This is a genomic window from Agrobacterium sp. LAD9 (assembly GCF_003031125.1).
GTDB lineage: Bacteria > Pseudomonadota > Alphaproteobacteria > Rhizobiales > Rhizobiaceae > Agrobacterium > Agrobacterium radiobacter.
Genome location: NZ_PHGS01000022.1, coordinates 21,508 through 36,060, shown reverse-complemented (window position 1 = coordinate 36,060; position 14,553 = coordinate 21,508). Strand labels below are relative to the sequence as shown.

16 protein-coding genes are annotated in these 14,553 nt (G+C 61.0%); 12 read left to right on the top strand and 4 right to left on the bottom strand.

The window, feature by feature from the left end; genetic code table 11:
- Positions 1 to 14 precede the first annotated feature (14 nt).
- Positions 15 to 1,433, top strand: a complete 1,419-nt coding sequence (locus DA915_RS20995) for a short-chain fatty acyl-CoA regulator family protein (RefSeq protein WP_107677204.1) — start codon at positions 15 to 17, stop codon at positions 1,431 to 1,433.
- 13 nt (positions 1,434 to 1,446) lie between these two features.
- Here DA915_RS20995 and DA915_RS20990 read toward each other — a convergent pair whose 3' ends face one another.
- Positions 1,447 to 2,103 (bottom strand): DNA-3-methyladenine glycosylase, encoded by a 657-nt coding sequence (locus DA915_RS20990; RefSeq protein ID WP_192886624.1) that lies wholly within the window; start codon positions 2,101 to 2,103, stop codon positions 1,447 to 1,449.
- Between the two features lie 39 nt (positions 2,104 to 2,142).
- On the opposite strand from DA915_RS20990, the gene gluQRS reads away from it, so the two are divergent.
- Positions 2,143 to 3,042, top strand: coding sequence for a tRNA glutamyl-Q(34) synthetase GluQRS (gene gluQRS, locus DA915_RS20985; protein WP_107677203.1), 900 nt, complete (start codon positions 2,143 to 2,145; stop codon positions 3,040 to 3,042).
- Here gluQRS and DA915_RS20980 read toward each other — a convergent pair.
- A complete protein-coding gene (locus DA915_RS20980) occupies positions 3,010 to 3,927 on the bottom strand; it encodes a YihY/virulence factor BrkB family protein (protein WP_031234460.1) in 918 nt (305 codons plus the stop codon). The two genes, gluQRS and DA915_RS20980, sit on opposite strands and share 33 nt — an antisense overlap.
- Before the next feature lie 180 nt (positions 3,928 to 4,107).
- On the opposite strand from DA915_RS20980, the gene DA915_RS20975 reads away from it, so the two are divergent.
- The 7 genes from DA915_RS20975 (at position 4,108) to DA915_RS20945 (ending at position 9,425) form a co-directional block, all read left to right on the top strand.
- The gene (locus DA915_RS20975; protein WP_003509588.1) at positions 4,108 to 4,941 is read left to right on the top strand and encodes an SDR family oxidoreductase; all 834 of its coding nucleotides are present in this window, start codon (positions 4,108 to 4,110) and stop codon (positions 4,939 to 4,941) included.
- A 16-nt stretch (positions 4,942 to 4,957) separates the two neighbouring features.
- Complete coding sequence (locus DA915_RS20970; RefSeq protein WP_003497428.1) at positions 4,958 to 5,155, top strand: twin transmembrane helix small protein; 198 nt, start codon at positions 4,958 to 4,960, stop codon at positions 5,153 to 5,155.
- Between the two features lies 1 nt (position 5,156).
- On the top strand, positions 5,157 to 5,735 hold the full coding sequence (locus DA915_RS20965; protein WP_107677202.1) for a cob(I)yrinic acid a,c-diamide adenosyltransferase: 579 nt from the start codon (positions 5,157 to 5,159) through the stop codon (positions 5,733 to 5,735).
- A gap of 32 nt (positions 5,736 to 5,767) precedes the next feature.
- Positions 5,768 to 6,541, top strand: a complete 774-nt coding sequence (locus DA915_RS20960; protein ID WP_060724952.1) for a rhomboid family intramembrane serine protease — start codon at positions 5,768 to 5,770, stop codon at positions 6,539 to 6,541.
- A 184-nt stretch (positions 6,542 to 6,725) separates the two neighbouring features.
- On the top strand, positions 6,726 to 7,472 hold the full coding sequence (locus DA915_RS20955) for an electron transfer flavoprotein subunit beta/FixA family protein (RefSeq protein WP_080864778.1): 747 nt from the start codon (positions 6,726 to 6,728) through the stop codon (positions 7,470 to 7,472).
- A gap of 25 nt (positions 7,473 to 7,497) precedes the next feature.
- Positions 7,498 to 8,427: an electron transfer flavoprotein subunit alpha/FixB family protein gene (locus DA915_RS20950; protein WP_107677201.1), complete on the top strand. Its 930-nt coding sequence runs from the start codon at positions 7,498 to 7,500 to the stop codon at positions 8,425 to 8,427.
- 116 nt (positions 8,428 to 8,543) lie between these two features.
- Positions 8,544 to 9,425, top strand: coding sequence for a 3-hydroxybutyryl-CoA dehydrogenase (locus tag DA915_RS20945; RefSeq protein ID WP_003509938.1), 882 nt, complete (start codon positions 8,544 to 8,546; stop codon positions 9,423 to 9,425).
- A 37-nt stretch (positions 9,426 to 9,462) separates the two neighbouring features.
- Here the strand turns inward: DA915_RS20945 and DA915_RS20940 are convergent, their stop codons facing one another.
- Together DA915_RS20940 and DA915_RS20935 are read right to left on the bottom strand one after the other, a co-directional pair.
- Positions 9,463 to 10,710, bottom strand: coding sequence for an MgtC/SapB family protein (locus DA915_RS20940; protein ID WP_107677200.1), 1,248 nt, complete (start codon positions 10,708 to 10,710; stop codon positions 9,463 to 9,465).
- Positions 10,711 to 10,856: 146 nt separating this feature from the next.
- Positions 10,857 to 11,525, bottom strand: a complete 669-nt coding sequence (locus tag DA915_RS20935) for a TlpA disulfide reductase family protein (RefSeq protein WP_003509934.1) — start codon at positions 11,523 to 11,525, stop codon at positions 10,857 to 10,859.
- A 22-nt stretch (positions 11,526 to 11,547) separates the two neighbouring features.
- Here DA915_RS20935 and argH point away from each other — a divergent pair, with 22 nt between their 5' ends.
- The 3 genes from argH to lysA all read left to right on the top strand — a co-directional run bounded on the left by argH (position 11,548) and on the right by lysA (position 14,528).
- Positions 11,548 to 12,948, top strand: a complete 1,401-nt coding sequence (gene argH / locus DA915_RS20930) for an argininosuccinate lyase (protein WP_087745924.1) — start codon at positions 11,548 to 11,550, stop codon at positions 12,946 to 12,948.
- 94 nt (positions 12,949 to 13,042) lie between these two features.
- Complete coding sequence (locus DA915_RS20925; protein ID WP_020809890.1) at positions 13,043 to 13,246, top strand: lipoprotein; 204 nt, start codon at positions 13,043 to 13,045, stop codon at positions 13,244 to 13,246.
- Between the two features lie 13 nt (positions 13,247 to 13,259).
- The gene (gene lysA, locus DA915_RS20920; protein ID WP_107677198.1) at positions 13,260 to 14,528 is read left to right on the top strand and encodes a diaminopimelate decarboxylase; all 1,269 of its coding nucleotides are present in this window, start codon (positions 13,260 to 13,262) and stop codon (positions 14,526 to 14,528) included.
- Positions 14,529 to 14,553: the final 25 nt, after the last annotated feature.

Below are 14,553 nucleotides of genomic sequence, written 5' to 3'. Positions count from 1 at the left end.
TGCAAAGTTGCAATATGGCGACGGAAAAACTCTTCATCGGCCGTAAGGTGCGCGGCCTTCGCGAAAACGCCCGCGCCACGCAGGCGCAATTTGCCGAGCGGCTGGGCATCTCCGCGAGCTACCTGAACCAGATCGAGAACAATCAACGCCCGGTTTCGGCCAGCGTTCTGGTGACGCTGGTGGAAAAATTCCAGCTCGACATGGCGGAACTGGCGACGGGCGAAAGCGACCGGCTGGTTTCCGCCGTGCGTGAGGCGCTGAAAGATCCGCTCTTCATGAACTACGAACCGGGCCTTCAGGAACTGAAACTGATCGCCCAGAACGCGCCGGGTTTTGCCCATGCGCTGCTGCGCGCCCATCAGGCCTATCGCCAGAACAGCGAGCAGCTGGTGCAGCTGGATGACCGGCTGGGCCGCGGAACCGCGCAGGTGGAAAGAACCCCCTATGAGGAGGTGCGCGATTTCTTCCACTTCGTCGACAATTACGTCGCCGAGATCGACCTTCTGGCCGAAGAGCTGGCGGAAGAACTGGAGATAGAAGGCGGCGAGACCTACGGCATTCTGGCAGCGCATCTGCGCAACCGTTACGGCATCCATATCACAAGAACGGAGGCGGCAGGCGGGTTGATCCGGCATTTCGACCCCGCCGGCAAAACGCTCGCTCTCAGCTCCTACATGGCCGCGCCGACCCGCTGCTTTCAGCTGGCGCTGCAGATCGCCCAGCTTCACGCCGGCGCGACGGTGGACAGGGTGCTGGCCGGTGCCGGATTCCGCAATGTGGAAGCGGCGGAAATCTGCCGTATCGGACTGCATAATTATTTCGCCGCAGCCCTCATCCTGCCCTATGGCCGATTTCATCGGGCGGCTCAGGAACTGCGCCACGATCTGGAGCTTCTCGCCGTGCGCTTCGGCGCGAGCCTTGAGCAGGTGGCCCACCGGCTGAGCACCTTGCAGCGCCCGGGCATGAAGGGCGTGCCGATCTTTTTCGCCAAGATCGACCGCGCCGGCAACATTACCAAACGCCACAGCGCCACGCGGCTGCAATTTGCCCGTTTCGGGGCGGCCTGTCCGCTTTGGAATATCCATCAGGCTTTCGAAAGCTCCGACAGGATCGTGCGGCAGCTGGCGGAAACGCCTGACGGCGTGCGCTATCTTTCCATCGCCACGCAAATCGAGAAAGCTGGCGCGGGTTTCGATACGGAAAGACCACGTTACGCCATCGCGCTTGGCTGCGAAATTTCCCATGCGCAGAATTTCGTTTATGCCGATACGCTCGATCTCGGCAATGCGGCATCCTTCAAGCCGATCGGCATTTCCTGTCGGGTCTGCGAAAGGGTGGATTGCGTGCAACGCGCCGTGCCGCCGCTGAAACGCAAGCTGCATTTCGATCATCTGTCGCGCGGCGCGCTGCCCTACAGGATCGCCGACTTCTAGTGCTGCAAGAATATCAGGGCAAAGGCACCATGGCGCGCCGCATGATGTTGGCATAATAGCCCCAGAAAAGCCGCGCGGCGACGGAGCGCCATGGCGACCAGAGTGCCGCGCGTTCCGCCAGCCATTTCGCTTCCGGCCTCACCTCCAGGGCAAGCGCGTGGGCCACCGCCGATCTCAGCGCCACATCGCCGACCGGAAAAATATCCGGATGCCCGCCGCAAAACATCAGGTAGACTTCCGCCGTCCACGGGCCGATGCCACGAAGCGCTACCAGCTCGGAGAACGCCGCACCCGCCTCCTTGCGTATCACGCCGTCAAGGTCGATCTGCCCGTCCGTGACGGCGCGCGCCAGCCCTTCCAGCGTCGTCGCCTTGGCCCGGGAAAGGCCGAAGCTGGCGCGCAACGCCTCCGATGCACCGAGATAATTTTCCGCCGTGACCAGGCCGCCGGTGCCGGCAAGGATACGCGCCCATATGGCATTGGCGCTGGCGCGCGACACCATCTGCGACACGACGATATGGGCAAGGCCGGCAAAGCCGGGTTCGTGAATGCGCAGCTCCAAAGGACCGGCTTTTTCTATGACGGGGCTGAGAACAGGATCGAGGTGAGCGAGATGCTCCAGCCCTTCGCTGATGTCATCCATCCCGGTGATGATTTTCATATCCGTCATTCCATATGCCGCCAGCCGGCTGGTGGGGCGCTTTAAAACATGGCAGAAGAAACCATGCCTTCGCCTCTCCGTCAAAAACCGGTTTACCGTTTTGCGCCAAGCCCCAACGGCCTGCTGCATCTCGGCCACGCGCTTTCCGCCTTCCTGAACCATGACATGGCACGTGACAATGGCGGCCGCTTTCTGCTGCGCATCGAGGATATCGACCAGACGCGCTGCACGCCGGAGCTGGAGCAGGCGATCTATGATGATCTCGGCTGGCTGGGACTTTACTGGGAAGAACCGGTGCGGCGGCAATCGGAACATTTCGATGAGTATCGCGCGGCGCTGGACATACTGATCGACGCGGACCTCGCCTATCCGGCTTTTCTCAGCCGTGGGGAAACAAAGGCCATCGTTCGTACTTTTGAGGCGGAGGGAAGGCTCTGGCCACGCGATCCTGATGACGCGCCGCTTTACCCGACCATAGACCGGGAGAGGCCAAAGGCGGAGCGGGATGCGCTTTTGGCCTCCGGCCGGCCGTATGCCTGGCGGCTCGACATGGAAAAGGCGATGCGCGCCGTCGGCATCCCCCTGTTCTGGCAGGAGAGCGGCGACGGCGGGACCGCGCAGATCGAGGCCCTTCCCGCGCTCTGGGGCGATGTGGTGCTGTCGCGTTCCGACGCGCCTTCGAGCTATCATCTCTCCGTTGTGGTTGACGATGCGCTGCAGGGCATCACCCATGTGGTGCGCGGCATGGATCTCTTCCACGCAACCGCCATCCACCGGCTGCTGCAACACCTGCTGGACCTGCCGCAGCCCGCCTATCACCATCACCGGCTTATTTTGGGTGGAGACGGCCGCAAGCTTTCGAAAAGCGAAGGCAGCACCGGCCTTTCTGCCCTGCGGGCGGAAGGGGCGACGCCCTCAGATATCCGCCGGCTTGTCGGTCTCTTCTAGCGCCCGCTCCCGGCGCGCGCCGCTGCCGCCGATATTGCGGCGGATGATCTGCCGCACCTTGTATTTCATCAGCGCGGCATTGACCTCCGCACCGAGCATGAAGATGACGCCGACCATATAAAGAAACACCAGAACCACCATGACGGAGGCAAGACCGGCATAGGTGGCGGCATAATTGGCGAAGGTGGAGAGATAATAGGCGAAGATCGCGGCGCCGATGACCCAGAAGATCATCGTCAAGAGAATGCCCGGCCAGACATCCCAGATACGGCGTTTGCCGGCGGGCAGCCAAAGATGCGCGGCCACCAGCCCCGCCGTCAGAACCACGATGGTGCCGTAAAGACCAAGGCTGGAGATGGTGTTCAGCACATCCGTCAGCCACGGGAACCGCTGCTCGGCAAAAGAGGTGGCAACCGGCACGGCAACAAGCACGATGCTGATGCCGGCAAAGACGACCACGGCGATCAGCACATAAAGCAGGCTGAGCAGGCGGGTCACATACCACCATCGCGTTTCGGTGACACGATAGGCGCGGTTGAGCGAAATTCGGAGCGCCTCGACGCCATTGGAGGCAAAATAGGCGGCGGCTAGCACCGAAATCGTCAGCAGCCCGCCGCGCGGAATGGTCAGCACCTGCTGCACCTGCGCCGCCAGCGGCCCGGCAATCGCCTCAGGCCAGGTGTCGAAAATCAGATGCACCGCCGTTTCGGAAAACTGGTCAGCGCCGAGAAAACCGGCAAGCGCCGTACCGAAGATCAGAAAGGGGAACAGCGCCAGCAGGATGGAAAGCGCCATATGGCTCGCCATCGCCCAGCCGTCATCCTCGGCGAAATGGGAATAGGCATCGAAGGCAACCTTGCCTGCCAGGCGCACTGCGGCAACCATGTCACCTCCATTCATCGGCATTTCATTTGTAACTTCGTCCCGAATATGGGAAATCAGCTTCGCTTTGTACAGCGCGCAAGCCCGGCTTTCGGTTCCGTCACTGAGAAGGATTTTGCGCAATGCGTTTTCCATGGGCCGGTCAAACAGGCCAGAGCGATAGTCGGTTTCCCGGAGCGGCAGATGTCTGAAAAGCCCGTCATCATCATCACCGGATGTTCCTCGGGCATCGGCGCTTATTGCGCCGGCGCGCTCCACCGGGACGGCTGGCGGGTTTTCGCCACCGTGCGCCGTATCGCCGACATGGCCGCGCTTGAAAATCAGGGCATCGAAACCCTGATCATGGATTACACCAAGCCCGAAACCATCGCCGCGCTGGTGGATACCGTCGCCGCCCGAACCGGCGGCCGCATCGATGCGCTTTTCAACAACGGCGCCTATGGCCAGCCGGGCGCGGTGGAGGACCTGCCTGTCGAAGCGCTGAGAGCCCAGTTCGAAACCAATGTCTTCGGCTGGCACGATCTGACACGGCGGGTCATTCCCTTCATGCGCGCCCGGGGCGCGGGCCGCATCGTGCATTGCTCTTCCATTCTCGGCCTCGTGCCCTATCGTTATCGCGGCGCTTACACCGCTTCGAAATTCGCGCTTGAGGGGCTGGGCGTCACCTTGCGCATGGAGCTTCAGGGCAGCGGCATCCATGTGAGCCTGATCGAACCCGGTCCCATCACCTCGAAATTCACCGCGACGGCGCTTGCCCATATCAACGAGCATATCGATCTCGAAAATTCGGCCCATGCGGCGGAATATAAACGCCAGCTGGCGCGCATGGATGGCTCCGGTCCCGTCAACCGTCACAAGCTTGGTCCCGATGCGGTTTATGCCGTGCTGAAACACGCCCTGACGGCGGCAAAACCGAAGCCGCATTATCCCGTCACGGTGCCAGCCAAACAGGGGCTTATCCTGAAACGGCTCTTGCCTGCCGGACTTTTCTATCGTCTGCTGCGCAGATTCGATTGAGGAGGAGTAATACCGCATGTCCGGCTTCACCACCGTTCTGGCCCTTATCGTCATGGGCCTCGTCGTCATCGTGCTGATACGCGGCCTCTTCAACATGCTGAAGGGGCAGGATGCCAACCGGTCCAACAAGCTGATGCAGCTTCGCCTTCTCTTGCAGGCCATCGCCATCGTGCTGATCATGCTCACCCTCTGGCTCACCGGCGGTGGCCGCTGACATGGTGAAACTGAACAAGATCTACACCCGCACCGGCGACAAAGGAACGACCGCGCTGGTTTCCGGCCCGCGCCGGCTGAAGCACGATCTTCGCGTCGAGGCCTATGGCACGGTGGACGAGACCAATTCGGCCATCGGCGTCGCGCGACTGCATACGGGCGGGCTGGAACGGCTGGATGCCATGCTCTTTCGCATTCAGAACGATCTGTTCGATCTCGGCGCCGATCTCGCCACGCCTGATAATGGCGAACCGCTTTCTTATGAACCGCTGCGCATCGTTGAAAGCCAGGTCACCCGGCTGGAAAATGAAATCGACGAACTCAACGCCGCCCTCGAACCGCTGACCTCTTTCGTGCTGCCGGGCGGCAGCGCGGCAGCGGCCAATCTGCACTTGGCGCGCACCGTCTGCCGCCGGGCGGAGAGGCTGATGGTAGAGCTTTCCGTTTCCGAGAATGAGATCGTCAGCTCGGCGGCGTTGAAATATGCCAACCGCCTGTCCGATTTCCTGTTCGTCGCGGCCCGTTTCGCCAATGATGCCGGCAAGGCCGACATATTGTGGGTTCCGGGCAAGAACCGCTAGATCGCATCACTTGCGCAAATGAAGGACGTTCCATGTTCATACCGCTGCACGATGCGAACTCCCTCAAACATATCCGGCTGCAATATGTCACCATCGGCCTGATTGTGGTCAATGTGCTGGTCTGGCTGTTTACCGGCGTGCTTGCCAGCGATACCGAGGCCAATGCCGCAGCGCTCGGCCTTGGCTTCATTCCGGCCGTCGTGTTCGATTATGCTTATCTGGAACCGGCCCTGCAGGTGGTGCCCGACGATCTGACCGTTGTCACTTACGCATTCCTGCATCTCGATTTCTGGCATCTGGCCGGCAACATGCTGTTTCTCTGGGTCTTCGGCGACAATGTCGAGGACGCGCTTGGCCATTTCCGTTTCCTGATCTTCTATCTTGCCTGCGCCATTGTCGGCGCGCTGTTTCACGGCGTCGTCTCACCCACGTCGGAAGGACCGCTGATCGGCGCTTCGGGTGCGGTTTCCGGCGTGGTCGCGGCCTATTTCCTGCTGCATCCCAGGGTGCGCGTCTGGGTGCTGGTTCTCATGCGCATTCCGCTTCCCCTGCCCGCCTTCATTCCGCTGGCTCTGTGGATTGGCCAGCAGTTCCTGATGCTGGCGCTGGGGCTCGAGGAAAACGTCTCCTGGGGTGCCCATGTCGGCGGCATAATTGCAGGTGCGATCCTGGTGGTTTTCATGCGCAGGCGAGGCGTGCCCCTGTTTGACCGCACCATTGTTGCGCCGAGGGCGGCGCAGTTCAAGAATACGTCGCAAACGGCAGGGTTGTCGCAAATCGAACGGGGCTATGACGGGGGTAGATGAGACCCTGCGTGAGAGATAGAGTATTTACGTTAACGTCAACGTAAGATATGCCTTACGTGCATGTGATAATGAAGATTGCTCCGTTGTATTTGCGGGAAAAATGCTTATCCATGTCGCCAACCTGTTTTTGGAGGTCCGCGCGGTCAACTGGCCAAAGCGGACAGGAGTTTGAGGAAAGCCGCCGATGAAAATCCTTGTCCCCGTTAAACGAGTCGTCGATTACAACGTGAAGATCCGCGTGAAATCGGATGGTTCTGGCGTTGAGCTTGCCAATGTGAAGATGTCGATGAACCCGTTCGACGAAATCTCGGTGGAAGAGGCCCTTCGCCTGAAGGAAGCCGGCAAGGCCGAAGAAGTCGTGGTCGTCTCCATCGGCCCGGCCAAGGCGGAAGAAACGCTGCGCACCGCGCTCGCCATGGGCGCCGACCGCGCCATCCTCATCGAGACCGACGAAACGGTTGAGCCGCTCGCCGTCGCCAAGCTGCTGAAGGGTGTCGCTGAGGCTGAACAGCCCGGTCTCGTCATCGTCGGCAAGCAGGCGATCGACGACGACAGCAACCAGACCGGCCAGATGCTGGCCGCCCTTCTCGGCTGGGGCCAGGGCACGTTTGCCTCCAAGGTCGTACCATCAGATGGCAAGGTCGCGGTCACCCGCGAAGTCGATGGCGGTTTGCAGACGATCGAGCTGAAACTTCCCGCCGTCGTCACCACCGACCTGCGCCTGAACGAGCCGCGTTACGCCTCGCTGCCGAACATCATGAAGGCGAAAAAGAAGCCGCTCGACAAGAAGGCTCCGGCCGATTTCGGCGTCGATGTTTCGCCGCGCCTGAAGGTGCTGAAGACCGAAGAACCTGCGGGCCGCAAGGCCGGCATCAAGGTTGGCTCGGTTGCCGAGCTGGTCGAAAAGCTTAAAGCCGACGGCGTCCTCTAAGGTTTCGGAAAAGGGAGATATTCTTATGGCCATTCTTCTTCTGGCAGAACACGACAACGCAACCCTTTCCGACCTGACGGCGAAGACGCTGACGGCGGCAGCGCAGATTGGCGGCGACGTCCATGTGCTGGTTGCCGGCGCCAATGCCAAGGGCGCTGCCGACGCTGCCGCGAAACTCTCCGGTGTGACCAAGGTGCTGCTCGCCGAAGACGCATCCTATGCCAACGCGCTCGCCGAGCCGCTGGCGGCGCTGGTTGTTTCGCTCAGCCCCTCCTATGACGTCATCATCGCCCCGGCGACGGCATCCGCCAAGAACGTGACGCCGCGCGTTGCGGCCCTTCTCGACGTTGCCCAGGTCTCGGAAATCATCGAGGTCGTCAGCCCTGATACCTTCAAGCGCCCGATCTATGCCGGAAACGCCATCCAGACGGTGCAGGCAACCGACGCCAAGAAGGTCATCACCGTGCGTCCGACCGCCTTTGCGGCAGCGGCAGAAGGCGGTTCGGCAGCGGTCGAAACCATCGGCGCGGCCGCAAACCCCGGCCTTTCCAGCTTCGTTTCCGATGCCCTGGCATCGTCCGACCGTCCGGAACTGACCTCTGCGAAGATCATCATCTCGGGCGGCCGCGCGCTTGGTTCTTCCGAGAAGTTCAAGGAAGTCATCCTTCCCGTCGCCGACAAGCTCGGTGCAGCCGTTGGCGCATCGCGCGCAGCCGTCGATGCCGGTTATGCGCCGAACGACTGGCAGGTGGGCCAGACCGGCAAGGTGGTTGCCCCGCAGCTTTACATCGCCGCCGGCATTTCGGGCGCCATCCAGCATCTGGCCGGCATGAAGGACTCGAAGGTTATCGTCGCCATCAACAAGGATGAAGAAGCGCCGATCTTCCAGGTTGCGGATTACGGCCTCGTCGCCGATCTGTTCGAAGCCTTGCCGGAACTCGAAAAATCGCTGTAATTTAAGCATAAATTGGAGGCGGCGCGTTTTTTAAACGCGCCGCCTTCTCTTTTTCGGCGATATGCGTAACATCGCCGGCAATAACGCAGACAAAATCCCTGAGAGGAGACCAACCTATGACCGCCCCCTTTAAAAACATCGGTGTCATCGGAGCCGGTCAGATGGGATGCGGCATTGCACATGTCTCCGCCATCGCCGGTTACAGGGTCCATATCTACGATCTTTCCAAGGAAGGCATCGAGGCCGGTCTCGCCACGATCAACGGCAATCTCGCCCGCCAGGTCACCAACGGCAAGCTTTCGGACGACGCCCGCAAGCAGGCGCTGGCGCTGATCAGCGGATCGACTGATATCAATGATCTGGCAGCCATGGATCTCGTCATTGAGGCCGCGACGGAAAATGAAGAGATCAAGCGCAAGATTTATGCGCAGGTCTGCCCGGTCCTGAAGCCCGAAGCGCTGCTCGCCACCAATACGTCTTCGCTCTCCATCACTCGCCTTGCATCCGCCACCGATCGGCCCGAGCAGTTCATGGGCATCCACTTCATGAATCCGGTGCCGGTCATGAAGCTGGTGGAACTGGTGCGTGGCATTGCCACCAATGAAAAGACTTTCGACGCGGCCAAGGATTATGTGCGGACGCTGGAAAAGGCGATCACCGTCGCCGAGGATTTCCCAGCCTTCATCGTCAACCGCATCCTGCTGCCGATGATCAACGAGGCGATCTACACGCTCTATGAAGGCGTCGGCTCGGTGGAAGCCATCGACACCGCCATGCGCCTCGGTGCCAACCACCCGATGGGACCGCTGCAGCTTGCCGATTTCATCGGTCTCGACACCTGTTTGTCGATCATGCAGGTACTGCATGACGGTCTCTCCGACAGCAAATACCGCCCCTGCCCACTGCTGGTCAAATATGTCGAGGCCGGCTGGCTCGGCCGCAAATCAGGCCGCGGATTCTACGACTATCGCGGCGAGACGCCGGTCCCCACGCGCTGAGCCCGGACCAATATCGTCTCTGCCTTCGGCTGAACTCTCAGGCAATCAGCAGATAAGTGACCGCGCCAGCGCCGGCGGCGAGGACGGATGCGGCCGTGAGCAACCCGCAATAAACGAGCGTTCCGGAAACGGCAGCGACGAATACGCGGCCTACCGCGTTGGCGGCGAGAGCGGCGAGAATTGCGCTCGCCACGATATCAGGCGAAAGATTCTGCGCGTTGGCTCGCAACGCACTGAGAACGGCGACATCGGCATCGAATATGGCCGACAAAGCCGTGAGGGCGATGAAACCACCCGTGCCGATCCAGACGAGAAGAACGGCATTCAGCGTTCGCGTTGCAGCAAAGAGCGCGGCGAAGATGGCAAGGGGCACCAAGTCGAACGGATTTTTTGCGTCGATTTCCTGTCCGGGCTGCGTGTCCTGCAGCCTTATGAGGCCGGCGCCGCTCAATCCGAGAACCAGTGCAGCGGTCAGCGTTGCCGGTGCGATGAGGGAAAACGTCGTCAGCGAGAGGGCGAGGACGATAGCGAGAACCCGAAGCAGCGATACAGCCGCGGCCAGCGCCGCCACACCGGCAAGAGGCCAGACGTTTTCACCGCTTTTCGCCTTCTGCCCGAAGCTGGCGGTTACGGCGGTTGATGAAACCAGAGCACCCGCCAGCCCGGTCACCAGCAGGCCGCGGGTTGAGCCGAGCAACCGCACGGCAATATAGCCGCAATAGGAAATCGTGGCGCTGAGCACGGTGAACAGCCATATTTCCCAGGGGTTGAAACCGCCCCACGGATCGATTGTCCGGTTTGGAAGGATCGACAGGCCGACGGCGGTCATCACTGCAAGCACCAGCGCGGAGCGAAGCTCGATCCATGTCAGCCGTTTCAGCAGACGGTGGAGAACTTCCCTGCCCGCAAGCAATGCCGCAAGGGCCGCGCCACCAGCCGCCGCCGCCTGATATTGCTCCGTTACCGCAAGCCCGCCGAGGGCAAAGACGCAGAGCGCCGCAACCACGCCGGTGACACTGAAATCATTGTCATGGCGCGCCTCACGCAGCTTGAACCACAAAAAATTGAATGCGAATCCCAGAAAACCCGCCGCAAAGGCGAAGGCATTGCCCTGCTCATCGGCCAAAACGCCGAAGATGCCACCGAGCAGGCCGGCAATGCCATAGGTCCTGATCCCGGCGGTGCGGCTGCCCGCTGGTGCATCACGCTCCCGCCAGCCGCGCTCAAGGCCGACGAGCAGGCCGATGGCGAGGGCAAGACCAAGCCGGGGGATAAGCAACTCCATGTCGGCACCTATTCCATGGCGGAAGCAGGATCATTATACGGGGCGGGTGCCGGCTTGTCTGCACCGGCCCATCCTGGACAGGCCTGTTGGACAGGCCTGTCTTGAGGGCGGTTGCGGCTCTCAACTCATGGATCCAGCCACCGGCATCATTTTCCCGTCGCGGCGGTCACCAGCGCCTTGGCATCCTCGCTATCCCACGCGGCCGGACCATTCATGGCCGCGAGCAGGCAGCCGTTTTCATCCAGCAGCAGGGTGGCCGGCAGGCCAAAAGCGAGGCCTTCCTTTTTCAAAACGTTGAAGACGCCCATGGAACTGTCGCGGTAGTGCTTCAGAGCGTCGATCTTATATTCATCCATGAAGGCTTTCGGTTTTTCATCCGCGCCGACATCGATATTGACGGCAACGACCTCAAAATTCTCGCCGCCCTTTTCCTTCTCCAGCGCGTTCAGAGCCGGCATCTCTTCCCGGCAGGGCACGCACCATGTGGCCCAGAGGTTGAGAAGGACCGCCTTGCCCTTGAGGTCGGCAAGCGTCATGTCCTTAGCCTCCGGTCCCTTGAAGGACAACGGGATGACGCGCGGCTTGTCCGCCGCCGACATGGCCGCCACCTGCCCTTTCAGAAACGGCTTCAGCGAAGCGATGCGGTTTGCCGCACCTTCACATAAACCGCCCTCGGCCACCGCTGCCCCTTGAACCGGGCTCTCAGACCCAATATGCCTGAACCAGACCGCGCCAGCACCGGCGAGCACACCGGCCACGGCAGCAATTGCAACCAATTTGGCGGAAGGAAGCCTGAACGGCCTTTTTTCTGTCATCGAATACTCCAGGGCACTTAACATGGCTGACGGCACAGATCAGAAATCCTCCAACCAGATGTGGGGCGGACGTTTCGCTTCCGGCCCCTCAGCCATCATGGAAGAGATAAATGCCTCCATCGGCTTCGACAAGAAGCTTTACGCCCAGGACATCCGCGGCTCTATGGCGCATGCCGCCATGCTGGCATCTAAAGGCATTATTTCGCCGGAAGATAAAGACAAGATCACCGATGGCCTGAACACGATCCTGTCAGAGATCGAAACCGGCAGCTTCGAGTTTTCGCGCAAGCTCGAAGATATTCATATGAACATCGAAGCGCGGCTCGCAACGCTCATCGGCACGGCGGCCGGCCGCCTGCACACCGCCCGCTCGCGCAATGATCAGGTGGCGCTCGATTTCCGCCTGTGGGTCAAGGAAGAATTGCAGAAGACCGAGGGCATGCTGACCGCGCTCATCGCCGCCTTCCTCGATCGCGCCGAAGAAAATGCCGATACGGTCATGCCCGGTTTCACCCATCTGCAGACAGCCCAGCCCGTCACCTTCGGCCATCATTGCATGGCCTATGTGGAAATGTTCGGCCGTGACCGCGCCCGCGTGCGCCACGCCATCGAGCATCTGGATGAAAGCCCGATCGGTGCTGCCGCTCTTGCCGGCACCGGCTACCCCATTGACCGCCACATGACGGCGAAGGCGCTCGGCTTCCGCGAGCCGACCCGCAATTCCATCGACACCGTGTCCGACCGCGATTTCGCGCTGGAGTTCCTGTCGATCGCCTCGATCTGCGCCACGCATCTGTCGCGTCTCGCCGAAGAAATCGTTATCTGGTCGACGCCGCAATTCGGCTTCATCCGCCTGTCGGACGCTTTTTCCACCGGCTCGTCGATCATGCCGCAGAAGAAGAACCCGGATGCTGCCGAACTGGTGCGCGCCAAGACCGGCCGTATCAACGGCTCGCTGGTGGCACTTCTGACGGTCATGAAGGGCCTGCCGCTCGCCTATTCCAAGGACATGCAGGAAGACAAGGAACAGGTTTTCGACGCTGCCGAAAGCCTGGAACTGGCGATTGCCGCCATGACCGGCATGATCCGCGACCTTGAAGTGCGCAAGGACCGCATGCGTGCGGCCGCCGGTTCGGGATATTCCACCGCCACCGATCTCGCCGACTGGCTGGTGCGCGAAGCGGGTCTGCCCTTCCGCGATGCCCATCATGTGACCGGCAATGCCGTGGCTCTGGCCGAAAAGAAGGGCTGCGATCTGGCCGATCTTTCGCTGGAAGACCTGCAGGCGATCCATCCGGCCATTACCAGCGGCGTTTTCGACGTTCTTTCGGTTGAAGCATCGGTTGCCAGCCGCACCAGTTTCGGCGGCACGGCCCCTTCGGAAGTGCGAAAGCAGATCGCCTGGTGGCGTGGACGCAACTGATAAATCTGCGTTACGCTGCGATCACAAGAAACAGGGTGCACAAGCGCCCTGTTTTTCGTTATCAGAGAGGCACATATTTCCTTTGGACAGGCTCATGCTTTCAAAAACCGCGCGCAAACTCATCGTTCCCATCGGCATGACGCTCGCCGTCAGCCTTGCTCTCAGCGCCTGCGGGCGAAAGGGCGATATTGATCCGCCGAGCACGCCGGTCGAAATGCGCAACAAACGCAATGCCGACGGAACGGAAACGAAACCGGCAACGGCGGAACGTCCTTTCATCCTCGACAAGCTTCTCTGACGGATAAAAGCCCGTGAACCATTTTGGCTATATCGACGGCGTGCTGCACGCCGAAAACGTGCCCGTGCCTGAGATCGCCAAGGCGGTGGGCACGCCCTTCTACGTCTATTCGACCGCGACGCTGGAGCGCCACTACAAGGTGTTCTCAGGCGCTTTTGCCGATGTGGACGCCATGGTCTGTTACGCCATGAAGGCCAATTCCAATCAGGCGGTGCTGAAGACGCTGGCGAAGCTCGGCGCGGGCATCGACGTCGTCTCCGGTGGCGAATTGCGCCGCGCGCTTGCAGCCGGCGTGCCGGCAAGCCGCATCATGTTTTCCGGCGTCGGCAAGACCGTGGCGGAAATGGATTACGCGCTGGAAGCCGGCATCTACTGCTTCAACATCGAATCCGAGCCGGAGCTGGAAGTCCTCAACCTGCGCGCCGTCAAGGCCGGCAAAAGGGCGCATGTCTCCTTCCGCATCAATCCTGACGTGGATGCGCGCACCCATGCCAAGATCTCCACCGGCAAGAAAGAAAACAAATTCGGCATTTCCTATGAGCGGGCGCGTGCAGTCTATGCCCATGCCGCCACCCTGCCCGGCATCGAAGTCACCGGCATCGACATGCATATCGGCAGCCAGATCACCGAATTGCAGCCTTTCGAGGATGCCTTCCGGCTGCTGCGCGAACTGGTCGAGGCGCTGCGCACCGACGGACACACGATCAGCCATGTCGACATCGGCGGCGGTCTCGGCATTCCCTACCGCGACGACAACAACCCGCCGCCGCTGCCGGATGCCTATGCGCATATCGTCAAGAATGAACTGAAGAGCCTCAACTGCAAGATCATCACCGAACCTGGACGCCTGATTGTCGGCAATGCCGGCATTCTGGTGACGGAAGTGATCTATGTGAAGGATGGCGGCGAAAAGACCTTCGTGATCGTCGACGGCGCGATGAACGATCTCATCCGCCCCACGCTTTACGAAGCCTATCACGGCATTCGCCCGGTGGTGCAGCCTGCGCTGGATGCCCCTCGCATCAAGGCCGATATCGTCGGTCCCGTCTGCGAGACGGGTGACTATCTGGCGCTGGACCGCGAGATGGCCGCACCGCAGCCGGGCGATCTCATCGCCGTCAGCTCCGCCGGCGCCTATGGCGCGGTGCAGGCCGGCACGTATAATTCGCGCCTGCTGGTGCCGGAAGTGCTGGTGAAGGGTGACAAGTTCCACGTCATCCGCCCGCGCGGCACCTATGAAGAGCTGATCGCTCTCGATTCCGTACCCGCCTGGCTCGATTGATTTCGTCTGTCGCACCGCGTGACCG

Excerpts from the sequence above, each read along its gene's own strand:
- DA915_RS20935 (WP_003509934.1), bottom strand. The coding sequence starts at position 11,525 with ATGACAGAAAAAAGGCCGTTCAGGCTTCCTTCCGCCAAATTGGTTGCA.
- DA915_RS20925 (WP_020809890.1), top strand. The coding sequence starts at position 13,043 with ATGCTTTCAAAAACCGCGCGCAAACTCATCGTTCCCATCGGCATGACG.
- DA915_RS20965 (WP_107677202.1), top strand. The coding sequence starts at position 5,157 with ATGGTGAAACTGAACAAGATCTACACCCGCACCGGCGACAAAGGAACG.
- DA915_RS20970 (WP_003497428.1), top strand. The coding sequence starts at position 4,958 with ATGTCCGGCTTCACCACCGTTCTGGCCCTTATCGTCATGGGCCTCGTC.
- DA915_RS20960 (WP_060724952.1), top strand. The coding sequence starts at position 5,768 with ATGTTCATACCGCTGCACGATGCGAACTCCCTCAAACATATCCGGCTG.
- gluQRS (WP_107677203.1), top strand. The coding sequence starts at position 2,143 with ATGGCAGAAGAAACCATGCCTTCGCCTCTCCGTCAAAAACCGGTTTAC.
- DA915_RS20980 (WP_031234460.1), bottom strand. The coding sequence starts at position 3,927 with ATGGTTGCCGCAGTGCGCCTGGCAGGCAAGGTTGCCTTCGATGCCTAT.
- DA915_RS20950 (WP_107677201.1), top strand. The coding sequence starts at position 7,498 with ATGGCCATTCTTCTTCTGGCAGAACACGACAACGCAACCCTTTCCGAC.
- DA915_RS20990 (WP_192886624.1), bottom strand. The coding sequence starts at position 2,103 with ATGACGGATATGAAAATCATCACCGGGATGGATGACATCAGCGAAGGG.
- DA915_RS20975 (WP_003509588.1), top strand. The coding sequence starts at position 4,108 with ATGTCTGAAAAGCCCGTCATCATCATCACCGGATGTTCCTCGGGCATC.
- argH (WP_087745924.1), top strand. The coding sequence starts at position 11,548 with ATGGCTGACGGCACAGATCAGAAATCCTCCAACCAGATGTGGGGCGGA.
- DA915_RS20955 (WP_080864778.1), top strand. The coding sequence starts at position 6,726 with ATGAAAATCCTTGTCCCCGTTAAACGAGTCGTCGATTACAACGTGAAG.
- DA915_RS20940 (WP_107677200.1), bottom strand. The coding sequence starts at position 10,710 with ATGGAGTTGCTTATCCCCCGGCTTGGTCTTGCCCTCGCCATCGGCCTG.
- DA915_RS20995 (WP_107677204.1), top strand. The coding sequence starts at position 15 with ATGGCGACGGAAAAACTCTTCATCGGCCGTAAGGTGCGCGGCCTTCGC.
- DA915_RS20945 (WP_003509938.1), top strand. The coding sequence starts at position 8,544 with ATGACCGCCCCCTTTAAAAACATCGGTGTCATCGGAGCCGGTCAGATG.